The 15,815-nt window shown below is 64.9% G+C and carries 16 protein-coding genes and 2 pseudogenes; 12 read left to right on the top strand and 6 right to left on the bottom strand.

The genetic code is table 11. The annotated features are described in order from the left end of the window. Positions 1-5: 5 nt before the first annotated feature. Complete coding sequence (locus K0M74_RS00105) at positions 6-1,334, bottom strand: MltA domain-containing protein (protein WP_293966771.1); 1,329 nt, start codon at positions 1,332-1,334, stop codon at positions 6-8. 5 nt (positions 1,335-1,339) lie between these two features. Next, entirely contained in the window at positions 1,340-2,005 is a 666-nt protein-coding gene (locus tag K0M74_RS00100; protein WP_293966769.1) for a Tim44/TimA family putative adaptor protein, read from the bottom strand. A 244-nt stretch (positions 2,006-2,249) separates the two neighbouring features. Here K0M74_RS00100 and secB point away from each other — a divergent pair, with 244 nt between their 5' ends. The 4 genes from secB to K0M74_RS00080 all read left to right on the top strand — a co-directional run bounded on the left by secB (position 2,250) and on the right by K0M74_RS00080 (position 6,245). Continuing rightward, positions 2,250-2,768 (top strand): protein-export chaperone SecB, encoded by a 519-nt coding sequence (gene secB / locus K0M74_RS00095; RefSeq protein ID WP_293966767.1) that lies wholly within the window; start codon positions 2,250-2,252, stop codon positions 2,766-2,768. Positions 2,769-2,795: 27 nt separating this feature from the next. Further along, positions 2,796-4,373 carry a murein biosynthesis integral membrane protein MurJ gene (gene murJ, locus K0M74_RS00090; protein ID WP_293966765.1) on the top strand — a complete coding sequence of 526 codons (1,578 nt, stop codon included), beginning with the start codon at positions 2,796-2,798 and terminating at the stop codon, positions 4,371-4,373. Positions 4,374-4,386: 13 nt separating this feature from the next. Then, positions 4,387-5,385 (top strand): tryptophan--tRNA ligase, encoded by a 999-nt coding sequence (gene trpS / locus K0M74_RS00085; protein ID WP_293966809.1) that lies wholly within the window; start codon positions 4,387-4,389, stop codon positions 5,383-5,385. A 158-nt stretch (positions 5,386-5,543) separates the two neighbouring features. Beyond that, entirely contained in the window at positions 5,544-6,245 is a 702-nt protein-coding gene (locus K0M74_RS00080; protein ID WP_293966763.1) for a DUF4136 domain-containing protein, read from the top strand. Between the two features lie 253 nt (positions 6,246-6,498). On the opposite strand, the gene dnaA is transcribed toward K0M74_RS00080, so the two are convergent. The 3 genes from dnaA to mutM all read right to left on the bottom strand — a co-directional run bounded on the left by dnaA (position 6,499) and on the right by mutM (position 9,625). After that, positions 6,499-7,857 carry a chromosomal replication initiator protein DnaA gene (gene dnaA / locus K0M74_RS00075; RefSeq protein ID WP_293966761.1) on the bottom strand — a complete coding sequence of 453 codons (1,359 nt, stop codon included), beginning with the start codon at positions 7,855-7,857 and terminating at the stop codon, positions 6,499-6,501. Positions 7,858-8,360: 503 nt separating this feature from the next. After that, entirely contained in the window at positions 8,361-8,624 is a 264-nt protein-coding gene (gene rpsT / locus K0M74_RS00070) for a 30S ribosomal protein S20 (RefSeq protein ID WP_088440120.1), read from the bottom strand. 188 nt (positions 8,625-8,812) lie between these two features. Next, positions 8,813-9,625, bottom strand: coding sequence for a bifunctional DNA-formamidopyrimidine glycosylase/DNA-(apurinic or apyrimidinic site) lyase (gene mutM / locus K0M74_RS00065; protein ID WP_293966808.1), 813 nt, complete (start codon positions 9,623-9,625; stop codon positions 8,813-8,815). Positions 9,626-9,719: 94 nt separating this feature from the next. Here mutM and K0M74_RS00060 point away from each other — a divergent pair, with 94 nt between their 5' ends. The 8 genes and pseudogenes from K0M74_RS00060 to K0M74_RS00025 all read left to right on the top strand — a co-directional run bounded on the left by K0M74_RS00060 (position 9,720) and on the right by K0M74_RS00025 (position 15,481). Next, the gene (locus tag K0M74_RS00060; RefSeq protein WP_293966759.1) at positions 9,720-10,457 is read left to right on the top strand and encodes a class I SAM-dependent methyltransferase; all 738 of its coding nucleotides are present in this window, start codon (positions 9,720-9,722) and stop codon (positions 10,455-10,457) included. Beyond that, entirely contained in the window at positions 10,454-11,998 is a 1,545-nt protein-coding gene (ubiB, locus tag K0M74_RS00055; RefSeq protein ID WP_293966757.1) for a 2-polyprenylphenol 6-hydroxylase, read from the top strand. The genes K0M74_RS00060 and ubiB overlap by 4 nt, the downstream gene beginning before the upstream one ends. A 44-nt stretch (positions 11,999-12,042) precedes the next feature. Continuing rightward, on the top strand, positions 12,043-12,303 hold the full coding sequence (locus K0M74_RS00050) for a type II toxin-antitoxin system CcdA family antitoxin (protein ID WP_293966756.1): 261 nt from the start codon (positions 12,043-12,045) through the stop codon (positions 12,301-12,303). Further along, the gene (locus K0M74_RS00045; protein ID WP_088440117.1) at positions 12,303-12,599 is read left to right on the top strand and encodes a CcdB family protein; all 297 of its coding nucleotides are present in this window, start codon (positions 12,303-12,305) and stop codon (positions 12,597-12,599) included. The genes K0M74_RS00050 and K0M74_RS00045 overlap by 1 nt, the downstream gene beginning before the upstream one ends. A gap of 4 nt (positions 12,600-12,603) precedes the next feature. Next, complete coding sequence (gene coaBC / locus K0M74_RS00040) at positions 12,604-13,866, top strand: bifunctional phosphopantothenoylcysteine decarboxylase/phosphopantothenate--cysteine ligase CoaBC (RefSeq protein ID WP_293966753.1); 1,263 nt, start codon at positions 12,604-12,606, stop codon at positions 13,864-13,866. Continuing rightward, positions 13,838-14,290 (top strand): annotated as a pseudogene (gene dut, locus K0M74_RS00035) (dUTP diphosphatase); the annotation flags it as partial. The gene coaBC and the pseudogene dut, both read left to right, overlap by 29 nt. Positions 14,291-14,378: 88 nt before the next feature. Then, the gene (gene moeB / locus K0M74_RS00030; RefSeq protein ID WP_293966751.1) at positions 14,379-15,128 is read left to right on the top strand and encodes a molybdopterin-synthase adenylyltransferase MoeB; all 750 of its coding nucleotides are present in this window, start codon (positions 14,379-14,381) and stop codon (positions 15,126-15,128) included. After that, positions 15,116-15,481, top strand: a complete 366-nt coding sequence (locus K0M74_RS00025) for a DsrE family protein (RefSeq protein ID WP_293966807.1) — start codon at positions 15,116-15,118, stop codon at positions 15,479-15,481. Before moeB ends, K0M74_RS00025 begins: the two co-directional genes overlap by 13 nt. Positions 15,482-15,581: 100 nt before the next feature. On the opposite strand, the pseudogene K0M74_RS00020 reads toward K0M74_RS00025, so the two are convergent. Next, positions 15,582-15,815 (bottom strand): annotated as a pseudogene (locus K0M74_RS00020) (hypothetical protein); the annotation flags it as partial.

Here is a 15,815-nt window from a genome sequence, read left to right as displayed (position 1 = left end):
CGGCGTCAGCGCGCCGGAATCAGCCGCGCGATGCTGGCGCGCGGGAGCAGGAGCAGCGCCGATCCGCGCGCCGCCATGCCGCCGGCGATCGCGCGCGCATCCTCGCCCGCTCCCCAGAAGCTGTCGAAGCGGTTGGCGCCCTTGATCGCGCCACCGATGTCCTGCGCGATCCACAAGCCATTGGGTTCGGCGCGGTCGAGCGAGAGGAAAACGGGGGCACCGAGCGGCACATATTTGGGATCGGCGGCAACGCTGGCGCGGCCGGTCACCGGCAGACCCATGGCGCCGAGCGGGCCGGGGCCGGTGATTTCGCGGAAGAACACCCAGCTGGGGTTCTCGTTCATCACCGCGGCGCCGCGGACCGGATCGGCGCGCAGATAATCGAGGATGCCCTGCATCGACGCCTGTCCGCGCTGGAGTTCGCCGCGGTCGAGCAGCAGCTTGCCGATACCGACATAGCCGCGGCCGTTCTGCGTATCATAACCAATCCGCATGATGCCGCCGTCGGGCAGACGCAGGCGGCCCGAACCCTGCACTTGCAGGAAAAAGAATTCGGCGGCGTCGGCGGCATAAGCGATTTCAAGCCCACGGCCGTCGAGCGCGCCGCTTTCGATCGCGGCGCGGTCGTAATATTGCACCAGATTGCTGCCCTCGACACGGCCGCGGATCTTCTTGCCCTTCAGCTCGTCCGAGAACAGCCCGAGATCGACGTCGACCAGGTCGGCGGGGCGGCGATAGATGGGGATGTCATAACCCGGGCGACGGTCACGCGATCCGGCGATTTCGGGTTCGTAATAGCCGGTGACGAAAGCGGTCCCGGCGCCGATCTGTGCCGTCCCAAAATGCCGCGTGAAAAAGGCCAAGGCGGCGCTGTCGGACCAGTTTTTCGCGGCGTTGCAGCTTTCGGCCCAGTCGGCGCCCTGCGTCAGCCCGCTGACGTCGGCGCGGCGCTGGACCGAAGGACAGCTGATGCGGAACGCCGCGAGCGCGGTCGCGGCCTGGTCAGGGGTCACCCCGAGCGTGGCGAAATCCGGTCCGGCGATGACGCCGCTAGTCGCGGCAGTTGTCGCTTCGGTCGGCACCGCGGCGGCGGGCAAGGGCGGACGTGAGGTGGCGGGAATCGGCGTGGCTGCGACGCCGCCGCTTTCGGAAGGGCGCGGCTGATAGGGGCGCGGCGCGGTCGTCGGCTGCGACGGCGCGGGTGCGGTGGTCGCCGGTCGGCTTCCCGAGTCGGGGATTACCGACGCGCAGCCTGCGAGCAGTGGCAGCACAACGAGAAAAGAGAATCCGAAAACCCGCGTCCGGCGCATACCGAACGAGCCAAGCGCGGGCATGGCCGTCAGGCTGCTTCGATTTCGTCGAGCAGCCAGTTGGGATCGTCGCTGCCGATGGCGCGGCGGAAGGTCCACAGATCGTCGGTGCGCGACGCGTCGCTCATCGACCCGGCGATCAGCTTGCCATCGGCGTCGCGGGTGATAGCGCTGATGTCGGCCTGATAGCGCACAGTGACGCGCGCTTCCTTGCGGTCCATTTCGACCGCGGTGATCTTGGCCGATTCGATCCCGACCAGCCGGTTTTCGAGCTTTTCGCCGCGGGCGTCGCGCGCCTCGATCGCCTCGACAAAGGCTTCGTAGCTGTCATCGTCGCACAGGTCGCGCAGCGTATCGCGATCGCCCTTCCAATAGGCTTCGAGGATCATGCGATACGCCGCTTCGGCGCCTTCCATGAAGCGGCCGGCATCAAAATTGCGGTCACTGGCGAGCAGCTGGCGCAGGCCGATTTCGGCAGCGGGTTCGTAAACCAGGCCCGACGTGTCGGGCGCGCCAACCGACGGCGACTGCGTTTCGCCATCCTCCAGACGCACCGGCGCAGGTGGTGCGCGCTCGTCGCGGCGCGGCAGAACGGGTTCCTGTTCATGCCCGGTGCGCTTGCCGAGTACCGAGTACAGCCGCATGCCGAGGAACGCGGCAATCATGGCGAGCAAGACGATCGAAAAAGCAGTCACGGGCAAAAGTCCAATGCGGGCAATGGAAACATAGAAGCCAATACATAGGCGATGCACGGCGAAGTTTCAAACGCCATGGCCGCAGCATGGCGGCAGGTCAACGATTCACCCCTGCGAAAGCCCTGCCGCGCCCCCATTGTGCTGGCTGGCGCGCGCTGCTAAGCGCCGCCGCAACCGTCTGTCGCGGACCGGACACGGCCGTGGCGCGGACCTGTTTCATCTTTTCGAGCGAAAGCATTGCACCATGGCTGACGAGACGAGCGCCGACATCAACAACCCCGCCCTGCAGCCCAATGGCGAAGACACCAGCCCGGCGATCGGCCTGATTTCGCAATATGTGAAAGACCTGTCGTTCGAAAATCCGAACGCGCCCGCGGTGTATCAGTGGCAGGACTCGCCGCAGATCGACGTCCAGTTCAACATCGCCGCCGACAGCGTCGGCGACAGCCTGTTTGAAGTGTCGTTGAAGATCGATGTCACATCGAAAGCCGACGCGGGTACGATGTTCGTGATCGAGCTGAAATACGCCGGCCTGTTCGGCGTCCGCAACGTCCCCGAAGACCAGTTGCAGCCGTTCTTCCTGGCCGAAGCCCCGCGCATCCTGTTCCCCTTTGCCCGCCGCGTCGTCGCCGATGCCGTGCGCGACGGCGGTTTCGCGCCGCTCCTGCTCGAACCGATCGATTTCCACGGCCTGTTCATGCAGCAGGTTCAGCAGGTCGAAGCCGAACAGGCGGGCAACGTCGCGCCGGTTGGCCAGGCGTAACCACGATCGGGCGGGCGGGCTGACCCGATGAGCGGCCTGCTCAAAAGCGTCGGGACGATCGGCGGGCTGACGATGGTCAGTCGCATTTTCGGTTTCGCACGCGACATGCTGCTCAGCCGCATCCTCGGCGCGGGCGGCGTGGCCGATGCGTGGCAGCTGGCGTTCCAGCTGCCCAACATCTTTCGCCGCCTGTTCGCCGAGGGCGCCTTTGCCGCCGCCTTTGTCCCGTTATTCAACCAGCGGATGACGAAGGAGGGCGACCATAGCGAGGCGCGCGCCTTTGCCGATGCCGTGCTGGCGGTGCTGATCCCGATCCTGATCGGTTTTTCGGCACTGCTGCTGATCATCATGCCGTGGATCATGAATGTGTTCGCGAGCGAGGCATTGCGCGCCGACCGCGAAAAATTCGACCTGACTGTCGCCATGGCGCGCATCGCCTTTCCCTATCTGGCGTTCATGAGCGTCGCGACGCTGTTCGCGGCGATCCTGAACAGCCTGTCGCGCTTTGCCGCCGCGGCGGCGGCGCCGATTCTGCTCAACATTTGTCTGGTTGCGGCGCTGCTGATCGGAATGTTCACGGGCGATGGCGGTGAAGCCGCGAAGGCCACCACAGGCCTGTATCTTGCGATCTCGGTGTCGATTTCGGGACTGTTCCAGCTGGTATGGTTGCTGTTCTGGGTTCGGCGTTCGGGCTTTCGCCCCTCGCTTCGCCGCCCCCGGCTGACCCCCGACGTGCGCGAAATGGGGGTGCTGATTCTGCCCGCGGTGTTCGGCGCCGGGGTCTATCAGATCAGCCGCTTCGTCGACCTGTTCTTCATCGCGATGCTGCCCGACAAGAGCATCACCTATTTGGCGATGGCCGACCGGCTGAACCAGCTGCCGCTCGGCATCATCGGCATTGCGCTTGGGACCGCGATCTTGCCCGCGCTGTCGCGGTTCGTGGCGCTGGACGACCGCGACGGCGCATCGCGGTTGCAAAGCAATGCGGTCGAGCTTGCGATGCTGCTGACCGTCCCCGCGGCGGTCGCGCTGTTCATTGCAGGACCGGCGATCACCAGTGCCTTTTACGTCGGCGGCCAATATAGCGTCGCCGATGGGCTGGCGACCGGCGCGGTCGTCGGCGGACTGGTCGTCGGGCTGCCCGCCTATGTGCTGGTCAAGGTGCTGGTCCCCAATTTCTTTGCACGCAAGGACACGCGGACGCCGGTGTGGACCGCTGCGATTTCGCTGCTGATCAATATCGGTCTCAACCTGCTGCTGATCCCGCCGCTCGGTATCGTCGGACTGGCGCTGGCGGGGTCGATTGCGGCGTGGTGCAACGTTGCGATGCTTTACACGATCCTGCATCGCCGCGGGCTGTTCCGCCTGAGCGGACAGGTCGCCGGACGGATCGCACGCATTGTCCTGGCTGCCGCAGCGATGGCGGCAGCGCTCACTTTTGCGATCCCGCTGGCGGGCGACGCCTTTGTCAGCGGGGTGGTCGAGCGGATCGTCGCGCTCGGCGCGATCGTCGGGCTGGGCGGCCTCATATTCTTTGGTTGCGCCATGCAGTTCGGCGTGGTCAATCGCGACACCATCGGCCAGCTGCGCCGGCGCAAACTCTAACAGGATAGATATGATGCGGACGTTATCGGGCATTCAGCCCACAGGAAATTTGCACCTAGGCAATTATCTCGGCGCGATCCGCAATTGGGTGCGGATGCAGGACGAGATGCCGGGCGAAAAGCTCTATTTCCTGGCCGACCTGCACGCGATCACCGTTCATAACGACCCCGCCGAACTGACCGCGAACACGCGCGAGATGGCGGCGGCGCTGATGGCCGCGGGGATCGACCCGGCGAAAGCGATCCTGTTCAATCAGGCGCGCGTCCCCGCGCATGCCGAGCTTGGCTGGCTGTTGTTTTGCACCGCGCGGATCGGCTGGCTGAACCGGATGACCCAGTTCAAAGAAAAGTCGGGCAAGAATCGCGAAGGCGCCAGCGTCGGGCTTTTTGCCTATCCGGTGCTGCAGGCGGCGGATGTGCTGCTGTACCAGACGACGCATGTGCCGGTCGGCGACGACCAGAAGCAGCATCTCGAGCTGGCGCGCGACATCGCAACCAAATTCAACCTCGACACCGCGACCGAGACCTTCACCCTGCCCGAACCGACGATCCCGCCGACCGCGGCGCGGATCATGAGCTTGCGCGACGGCAATGCCAAAATGTCGAAATCGGACCCGAGCGATGCGAGCCGCATCAATCTGGTCGACGATGCCGACACGATTATGGCGAAGATCCGGAAGGCAAAGACCGATGCCGAACCGCTGCCGTCGGAGGCCGCGGGGCTGGAAGGGCGCGCGGAGGCGAAAAATCTGGTGTCGATCTATGCCGCGATGGCTGACGAAAGCGTCGATGGGGTGCTGACGCGCTTTGCCGGGCAGGGTTTCGGCGCGTTCAAGCCCGCACTCGGCGAGCTGCTCGTCGAAAGCCTGCGGCCGATCGCGACGCGGCTGACCGCACTCAAAGCCGATCCGGCGGCGATTGACGCGGCGCTGGAGGATGGCGCGGCCCGCGCGACAACGCTGGCGCGGCCGACGATCGACGCGGCTTATGCGGCGCTCGGGCTGTGTCGCTAAATTCCTGACCGAGCTTGCTAATTGGCGGCGACACTCGATATCTTGTTTTGGAACCAAGCTGCGATAAACCGGGTTCAACCAAGGTTAAGCCGTTGCCGCTTAGTCTAGGGGATAAGGGCGCGACCTTTGTGCGCCGACGAATTTACGGAGCCACCATGATGAGCAAGTTCAACCTTCGCCACCTGGGCCTCGCCGCCATGACCGGCGCGGCGCTGGCGCTCGCCGGTTGCGCGACGCCGTTCAAGGCGGATGTCGCCCGCTTTCAGACGCAGCTGCCCGCGCCGCAGGGCCAAAGCTTTGTCGTCGAGTCCGGCAACCCGGCGCTCGCTGGCGGGATAGAGTTCAGCCAATATGCCAATCTGGTCGCGGGCGAACTGACCCGCTACGGCTATCGCCCCGCAGCCCCCAGTGAAAGCGCCGATCTGGTCGTGCGCATGGACTATGGCGTCGACAAGGGGCGCGAGCGCGTCGTGTCGAGCCCCGGCTTTGGCGACCCCTGGTATGGCGGTTACGGCGGCTATTATGGCCGCGGTTTCTATCGCCCGGTGATCGTCACGGGTCGTGGCGGGCGCCGTTATGTTTACGGCTATCGCGACCCGTTCCTGTGGGGTGGTTTCGGGCCCGGCTTCGGCGGCTATAACGACGTCAGCAGCTACACAGTCTATACCAGCGGCCTCAATCTGCAGATCAACCGCGCCGCCGATGGCTCGCGCCTGTTCGAAGGCCATGCCGAGGCGCAGTCGCGCGACAATAATCTGCAAACGATCGTCCCCAACCTGGTCGAGGCGATGTTCACCGGCTTCCCCGGCAATTCGGGCGAGCGGGTACGGATTACGGTGGCACCGCCCGAGAAGGGGTGAGGTTGCTGCCAGGTTGATGCCAAAGGCCTGCCTTTCAAACGAAAGGCGGGTCTTTTCGTTTTGGGGCGTGGGGCGATGTCGAGGGAGCGGCCGAACCAACTGTCGCCCCCGCGCAGGCGGGGGTCGCTGTCGGTTTACGCGGCGACGCCGGGAAAGGCCGCTGCCGGCGCCCGCCTGCGCGGGGACGACGATAGGCGCGAAGCTCCAAGCGCTGTGAATAAACCCGGGGACAAACCCGGCATAACCCGGTGGATCAGCTGTTTAAACTGCGCCGGATCGCGGCGATCTCGGCGTCAAGTTCGCTATCAGCGACGCGCAGCGCCTCGACCGTGCGCACCGCGTGGATCACCGTACTATGATCGCGCCCGCCAAAGCGGCGCCCGATTTCGGGATAGGAGCGCGGCGTCAGTTCTTTCGCCAGATACATCGCGACCTGACGCGGGCGGGCGATCGCGCGGACGCGGCGCTTAGACGCCATTTCGGACTTGTCGAGCCGATAGTGGGCGCAGACCGCGCGCTGGATCTCGTCGATCGTGATCCGCGGGCGCGCGGTGCGGACATTTTCGGCGAGCCGGTCTTCGGCGAGCCTTAAGTCCACCGTCGTCCCGGTGAGCGCCGCGTAGGCGAGCAGCTTGTTGAGCGCGCCCTCAAGCTCGCGGATGTTGCGCGTGAAATGCTTGACCAGATAAGCGACGACATCGTCGGGGACGTCGAGCATCGGCATCAGCGCGAGACGCTGGCGGATGATCCGTTCGCGCAGATCATCCTCGGGCGCCTCGATGTCGGCAACCAGCCCACCCGACAGCCGCGACAGCAACCGCGCCTCGACCCCGTCGAGCATCGAAGGCGGGCGGTCGGCGGTGACCACGAGACGCTTGCCTGCGGTCATCAGGTCGTCGATCGTGTGGAGCAATTCTTCCTGCGTCGAATTTTTGCCGATCACGAATTGCAGATCGTCGAGCAGCAGCAGGTCGGCGGCGCGCAGCCGCGCCTTGAATGCCATCATGTCGCCACCCCGCATCGCGCCGACAAATTCGAGCATGAATTTTTCGGCCGACATCAGGATGATCGTCGCGGTCGGGTGCGCCGCGGCATAATCCTGCGCGATCGCCTGGAGCAGGTGCGTCTTGCCCTGCCCGGTGCCCGAGCAAAGGTAGAGCGGGCTGAACTGCGGCGCTTCGACCATCGCCATGCGGCGCGCGGCATTGGCGGCAAGAATGTTGCTGCGCGCGATGACGAAGCGGTCGAACGACAGCCGCGGATCGAAGGGCGACGGAACCGACAGGGTCGGCGCTGCCGGGGTGTCGAAGGTCGGCAGTGGCGGGCTTGCGAGGATGGCCGCGCGGTCGCTCGCGCCGGTACCGCCGCGCACGGTGACGCTGCGCACCGTGGGCAGCAGCTGACGCCACGCCAGTTCGAGCCGATCGCCAAAGCGTTCGTTGATCCAGTTGGCCGAAAAGCGGCTGGCGGTTTCGAGCGTCACCACCCCCGACAGCGTGCAATAATCGCCGAAGCGCACGGGCTTTAGCCAATGGTCGAAGGTGCGCACGCCGAGGTCACGGCGCAAGCCTTCGGCGACGCGCGGCCAGAGCGCCGCAGCGTCACCGCTCATCGCTCCGTCCCTTGCACCATCACCATGAAGTCTTCCGCTCTCTGTCACGCCGCACCGCCCCCGTTGATCCCCCGTCCTCAAACCTTCGCGCGGCCGCTCCACACGCCGAGTCGTCGCTTGCGCGCAGACGCAAGCATCCTTTCCGGGATCAAGCGCCCGAAGAAGTGCGAATCATGTCGATGTGGCGGCCACCGGCGAAGGCCGACGACGCACCTGTCTAGTCAGGGCGAAGCGAGTCGAGCAAGGGGCGGCGGTGTAAAAATACTGAAATAAAAATCTTGACTCGACACGGGTCGCGGAATTGCGCGAAAGCCATGTTTTCATCAATGTTTTCAGATATTTATATATGACAATCCGGTTGCAGATCAACGAATCGCCGTAAATCCGTTACTTACCGCGCTGCAACACATTTGCCATCATCCGGTCACAATCCGAGGCACAAAAAAAGACCCGCGGGCGCGATGCCGGCGGGTCTTTTTTGTTCCCTTTCGGGACAAGCGCAATCAGGCGATTGCGTTCACGCTCTTGGTCAGGCGCGAGAATTTGCGCGCGACGGTGTTCTTGTGCAGCACGCCCTTGGCAACGCCGCGCGCCATTTCGGGCTGAGCCGCCTTCAGCGCGGTCGCCGCAGCGTCCTTGTCACCCGCGACGATCGCGTTTTCGACCTTCTTCACCAGCGTACGGATGCGCGAGACGCGATTCTTGTTGACGACGGTGCGCGCGGTGTTGCGGCGGATGCGCTTTTTTGCCTGCGGCGTATTGGCCATAAATTCCTCGGTTTCCAAACGGTCTAAGTCAGTCGGAGCGCAGCGTCACCGGAGCAGCCGAATCGCGCGAGTGCAGCGAATCAATGTCCGGATACGACCGGTTCCGGTAACCCGGACCCTGCTCGAAGGGTGCGCGCATAGCCAGACTGACCCGGTTGGTCAATGGCTTTTGCGGAAAAGCCCCCGCATCAGCGCTGGCATTTGGGGCAAGAGAAGGTCGAGCGGCCGCTCTGGACGATCCGCGCAATCCTCCCGCCGCATTCGCACGCCTCACCCTCGCGACCATATACGCGCCAGTTCTTGGCGAAATAGCCGAGCTCGCCATCCGGTTGTTTGTAATCGCGCAGGGTCGAGCCGCCCGCGGCGATCGACGCTTCAAGCACCGCCTTGATCGCGGGAACGAGCGCCGCGAGCTTGGCCCGCGACACATCGCCGGCGGCGCGGGTGGGCGCGATGCGCGCCATGTTGAGCGCTTCGCACACATAGATATTGCCGAGCCCCGCAACGACGGTCTGGTCGAGTAACATCGCCTTGATCGGCGCACGGCGCCCCGCGAGCACCCGCGCAAGATAGGAGACGTCAAAAGCATCGGACAAAGGCTCGGGGCCGAGCGTCACAAAGGCCGGAAAGCCGGTCAGCGGATCACCCGCGACCAGATCGACCGAGCCGAAGCGGCGCGGATCGTGCAGCATCAGCCGCTGGCCCGCCATAGTGTCGATGAGCAGATGATCATGTTTGCCGGGCTCGCCGTTGCCGATCCGCCAGCTGCCCGACATGCCGAGGTGAAAGATCATATGATCGCCGCGGTCCGTGGCGATGATGCCATATTTGGCGCGGCGCGACAGGCCAGTGACGATCGATCCGGTGAGCCGCTGCGCAAGGTCGACGGGAAAGGGACGGCGCAGGTCAGGGCGCAGCGTCGAGACGCGCACCAGCCGCTGGCCGGTCAGGTGCGGCGTCAGGCCGCGGACGGTGGTTTCGACTTCGGGCAGCTCCGGCATATCGCGCATCGGGCTACGCGCCATTTGCCTGCGCTTCAACCCTTGGCTAAAGGCCGGTGCAACTTCGTTTCTCTCCGCTTCAAGGCGCGACTCCATGAGCACTCCCGATACCGTCAGCTTTGGCTATGAACAGGTTCCTGCAACCGAGAAGACCGCCAAGGTCGGCGAGGTGTTCAGCCGCGTCGCGCGTAAATATGACATCATGAACGATGCGATGTCAGGGGGCATGCACCGGCTCTGGAAGGACCGCTTTGTGCGCCGGGTCAAACCGCGCGCGGGCGAGGCGATTCTCGATATGGCGGGCGGCACCGGCGACATCGCTTTTCGCATGGAGCCATTCGGCGCCAGCATTACCGTCGCCGACATCAACCCCGACATGCTGGGCGTCGGCATGGAACGGGCGGCGGAGCGCGGCGTGGATTCGCTGGTGTGGAGCGAGCAGAATGCCGAGACCCTGTCGTTCCCCGACCAGTTTTTCGATGCCTATACGATCGCGTTCGGCATCCGCAACGTGACCGACATTCCCGCGGCGCTGAAAGAAGCCCACCGCGTGCTGCGCTATGGCGGGCGCTTTTTCTGCCTGGAGTTTTCGACCAACCAATGGCCGGGCTTCGCGCAGGCCTATGACGCTTACTCGCACCATCTGGTGCCCAAGCTCGGCAAGCTGATCGCGCAGGACGAAGACAGCTATCGCTATCTGATCGAATCGATCCGCCGTTTCCCGCCGATGCCCGAATTTGCTAAGATGATCGGCGCGGCGGGCTTCACTGCGGTGAAGGTCGAGCCGATCATGGGCGGGCTGGTCGCGATCCACAGCGGGTGGAAAGCTTGACCCGTCCCGTCACCCATATCCTGCGCCTGCTGAAGTGGGGCCGTATCCTCGCACGCCACGGGGCGCTGCGCGGAATCGAGACCGCACCGCAGACTCCGCCGGGGGTGAAGCGGCTGTGCCGGATCGCGCGGTTCGGCACGGTTCAACCGAAAATTCCCGACTATGCTGCCGCCTTCCAGGCGATCGGCCCCGCAGCGGTCAAGCTGGGACAAACGCTCGCAACGCGCCCCGATCTGGTCGGCGAGGAAGCCGCGCGCAACTTGCTGAGTTTGCAGGACGCGCTCGCGCCCGTCGCCTTCGAGCGCATTCGCCAAGAGATAGAGGCGACGTTCGAGGTGCCGCTCGAAAGCCTCTACCGCGAATTCCATACCGACCCGGTCGGGTCGGCGTCGATCGCGCAGGTCCATCGCGCCGTCACCACCGAGGGCCGCCAGGTGGCGGTCAAGATCCGCCGCCCCGGCATCGACAAGCAATTCGCGCGCGACATCGAAACCTATGAATGGGCGGCGGCACATCTCGAGGCGCTGGGCGGCGAAGCGACGCGGCTGCGGCCGCGCCAGGTGATTGCCAATTTCCGCCGCTGGACCTTGCGCGAGCTCGACCTGCGCCGCGAGGCTGCGTCGGCGTCCGAACTCAAGGACGCGATGGTCGGGGTGCCGACCTATGAAGTCCCGGCGATCGACTGGGACCGCACGACGAGCAAAGTGATGACGCTCGACTGGATCGACGGCATCAAGATTTCAAACCGCGACGCACTGATCTCGGCCGGGCATGACATGGAAAAGCTCGCGGGCAATCTGGTCCACGCCTTTCTGCGTCAGGCAATCGCCGAGGGGTTTTTCCACGCCGACATGCACCAGGGCAATTTGTTCGTGAAGGCCGATGGCACGATCGCCGCGGTGGACTTTGGGATCATGGGGAGGATCAATCGGCAGGCGCGCTATTGGCTCGCCGAAATTCTATACGGGCTGACCACCGGCAATTACCGCCGCGTCGCCGAGATTCATTTCGAGGCCCAATACGTCCCCGATTATCACAACGTCGAGGAGTTCGCGACGGCGCTGCGCGCGGTGGGCGAGCCGATGCGCGGCAAACCGGTGAGCGAGCTGTCGGTCGGGCAGATGCTCGACGGGCTGTTCGCGATTACCCGCGATTTCGACATGCAAACGCAGCCGCATTTGCTGCTGCTGCAAAAGACGATGGTGATGGTCGAGGGGGTCGCGACGATGCTCAACCCCCGGATCAATATGTGGGACGTGTCGGGGCCTTTCGTGAAGGAATGGATCCGCGACGAGCTCGGCCCCGAAGCCGCGCTCGCCGACGGTATTCGCGAACAGGGCAAGACGCTGGCGCTGATCCCCGACATCATCCGCCGCCTTGACGCGCAATTGCCGCGCAAGGGCGCCGCCCCGCCCGCGCCGCCGCTGCCCGATGTCCCGCTGATGTGGGAGAAGGGCGAAACGCGGCGATGGTGGCGCTACGCGTTGACCGCGGTAGCAGGCGCCGCGGCGGGGGCTGCGGCGCTCAACTGGCTGGGTTGAATCCAAATTCAAATGTGCATATCATATGCGCACGGAGAATGGCGATGAACCGTCCAGCACGATTTAAAGCGGTAAAAAGAGCGATCCCGAAAAAGCCCACCAATGTATCGCTCAGCGTCGATCTGGTCGAAGAAGCCAAGCGACTTGGTATCAATGTCAGTGAAGCTTGCCAATCGGGGCTCGCCGCCGGGGTCAAGAAGGCGCGCGAAGCCGAATGGCAGGAAGAAAATCGCGCCGCGATCGAATGGTGGAACGATTATGTCCGAGAAAATGGCCTGCCGCTTGCAAAATATCGGCAGTTTTGATGGCACAGTTCGACGTCCACCGCAGTCCGCACGACGGTGCATTATTGCTTGATTGCCAAGCCGACCTCTTCGGTCATTTCGGTACCCGTTTTGTCATTCCGCTCTTGCCGTCGGAGGGCAAACCAAAAATGGATCGGCTACATCCCGTTTTCGCGATTTCTGGGGAGCAGCATTTGCTCGCAACCCCGCTGGCATCCGCCGTCGGAATAGACGATCTGGGACCTAAAATCGCGTCGCTCGCTGACCAGCGCTACGAAATCCTGAACGCCCTCGACATGCTTCTCGCCGGTTATTGACGCTATGACCAAACCCCGCATCCTGCTGATCATCGGTGGCGGCATCGCCGCTTACAAGAGCATCGAGCTTGTCCGCCTGCTCCGTAAGGCGGGCTATGTCGTGCGCTGCGTCATTACCCGCGCGGGCGAGCAGTTTGTCACGCCGTTGACGCTGGCGGCGCTCAGCGAGAACAAGGTTTACACCAATCTCTTCGACCTGAAGGACGAGGTCGAGATGGGGCATATCCAGCTATCGCGCGAGGCCGATCTGGTCGTCGTGGCGCCCGCAACCGCCGACTTGATGGCCAAGATGGCGGCGGGGATCGCCGACGACCTGGCAACCACACTACTGCTCGCGACCGACAAGCCCGTACTCGCCGCGCCCGCGATGAATGTCCGCATGTGGCTGCACCCCGCGACACAGCGCAATGTCGCAACCTTGCGCTGTGACGGGGTGACGGTGATGGCACCGGACGAGGGTGAGATGGCGTGTGGAGAATTTGGGCCGGGACGGCTGCCCGAACCGGCGGCGATCAAGGACGCGATCGATGCCGCGCTGGCAGCTGCCCCCTCGGTGCGGCCTCTGGCTGGCCAGCCCGATTTCGCGCCCGCGAAACACCGTCCGCTCTATGGCCGCCGCATTCTGATCACCGCCGGACCGACGCACGAACCGATCGACCCGGTGCGCTACATCGCCAACCGGTCGAGCGGCAAACAGGGTTTTGCGATCGCCGAGGCCGCCGCTGCAGCGGGGGCCGAGGTGCTGCTGATCGCCGGACCCGTGCCGCTGCCCACCCCGCCGGGCGTCATCCGCGTCGATGTCGAGACCGCAGTCGAAATGGCTGAAGAAGTGCGACAAGGCCTGCCGGTTGACGCCGCGATCATGGTCGCCGCGGTCGCCGACTGGCGCGCCGCCGAACCCTCGGGCCAGAAGATCAAGAAGGACGGCAGCGGCGCCGTCCCGCCGCTCGCGCTGGCCGAGAATCCTGACATTCTTGCCGGTGTCGCCAAAAGCGCCGAGCGCCCCACGCTGCTGATCGGCTTTGCCGCCGAAACCACCAACGTCATCGCGCATGCCGAGGCAAAACTGGCGCGCAAAGGGTGCGACTGGATCGTCGCCAACGACGTCGCCGCCGACCCGATGGGCGGCGAGAGCAACCGGGTGCATATCGTTAGCAAAGACGGGATAGACAGCTGGGACCGACTGCCCAAAGCCGCCGTCGCCCGCAAATTGATGGAAAAGATCGCCAATGAGCTCGATGCGCGTAGCCCCCGCCAGTCCGATTGAAATTCGCATCCAGCGCCTGCCCAATGGCGGCGGACTGCCCCTGCCCGCCTATGCCAGCGATGGCGCGGCGGGGATGGATGTGGTCGCGGCCGAATCGCTGACGATCCGCCCCGGCACGCGCCATGCGGTCGCAACCGGGTTCGCGATGGCCATCCCGCCGGGATTTGAGGTGCAGGTGCGCCCGCGATCGGGGCTCGCGCTCAAGCATGGCATCACGTGCCTCAACACGCCGGGGACGATCGACAGCGATTATCGCGGGGAGGTGAAGGTGATTCTGGCCAATCTGGGCGAGGATAATTTCGAGGTGAAACGGGGCGACCGCATCGCGCAGCTGGTTCCCGCACCCGTCCAGCGCGCGACCTTTGCCGAGGTCACGACGCTCGACGAAACGTCGCGCGGCGCGGGTGGGTTCGGGTCCACCGGCATTGAGAGCGAACCCGTTGACGAAACCGCCGCTGCCGAAGGGCTTGCGTCGCTGTCGGGCATCAAGACCCGGCGATCGAGCGAGTAGCTTGCTCAGCAACGCCGAACTCGACCGTTACGCGCGCCAGATCATTCTGCCCGCGTTTGGCGGTGCCGGACAGGCGAAGCTGAAGGCCGCGCATGTCACCGTCGTCGGGGCGGGCGGAATCGGCTGTCCTGCAATCACCTATCTGGCGGCGGCGGGGGTCGGCCGACTGACAATCATCGATGATGATGTCGTCGAGCTTTCGAACCTGCAGCGCCAACCGCTGTTCATCGATGCCGACATCGGCGCATCCAAAGCAGCGGTGGCGGCGGATGCCGCGCGGCAGATCAACCCGCATGTCGAGGCGGTCGCGGCCGCCGAACGGCTCGATATCGGCAACGCTTCGGCTTTGCTGGGCAGCGCGAGCCTGATCCTCGATGGCTGCGACAATTTTGCCACCCGGCTCGCGGTCAACCACGCCGCCGTAGCTTTGCATATCCCGCTGCTCAGCGCCGCGATCGGGGCGTTCGAGGGACAGGTCGCGCTGTACGAGGGCTGGCGCGCAGGCCGCCCCTGTTACGCCTGCCTGGTCGGCGACGATCCCAACCAAGAGGGGCTCAATTGCGCCGAGACCGGAGTGATGGGCGCGCTCGCAGGGATGATCGGGACGATGGCGGCGCTGGAGGCGGTGCGCGCGCTGACCGGCTGGGGTTCGGCCTTGGCAGGGCGGCTGGCGATCATCGACATGCTCGACCGACGCTGGCGCGAGGTCGCCGTCGCCAAGGATCCGGAGTGTCCGATATGCCGGGACTGAGCATCATCATTGCGTCGGCCGATGGCGAGCATTTCTACGCCGCGCTCGAGACGGCGGCCGCGGCCGCGGCGCTCGGCCGGGCGGCGCGGATATTCCTGCAAGGACCAGCGGCGGCGCTGCTGCGCACCCCCGTCGCCTTTGCCGGCGATGCGGCGCGGCGCGGCGCGGGGCAGCCCGATCTGGTGTCGCTGATCGCCGAGGCGATGGCGATGCATGTGAAGCTGACCGTCTGCCAGTCAGGCATGGCGCTGATCGGGATGACGGCAAACGAACTGGTGCCGCAGGTGCGCAGCGGCGGACTGGTGAGCTTTATGGCCGAGATTGGCGATACGGACCGGTTGGTGGTTTATTAAAAAGCGTCGCCCCCTGCCAAGGCGGGGGCCGCGAGCGGTCTTTCCTGTCCAAGCCGAGTAAAACGTTAGCGGCCCCGCCTTCGCGGGGGCGACGACTATTTCACGGATTATCGCATACCGTAATCGCGTCGGGCTCGGGCCGTTTCCCGCTTGGCACGAAGCGCGCCAGATAGCCCCCGGCATGCTGCTTGTCGTCGTAGGACACCAGCTTATACCCCACCGCCTGAAACTCGCACACAAGCAGGCGGAACGGCGTGCCGTGGTGGGGGGGCGGGGGGGGGCCCGGGGCCACAAAAAAAAGCCCCCCCCCCCCCCCCCCCCCCGCCCGCCCCCC

The sequence above is a fragment of the Sphingopyxis sp. genome (genome assembly GCF_019459305.1).
In the GTDB taxonomy this organism is placed as follows: domain Bacteria; phylum Pseudomonadota; class Alphaproteobacteria; order Sphingomonadales; family Sphingomonadaceae; genus Sphingopyxis.
This window is presented reverse-complemented; position numbering and strand designations above follow the sequence as displayed.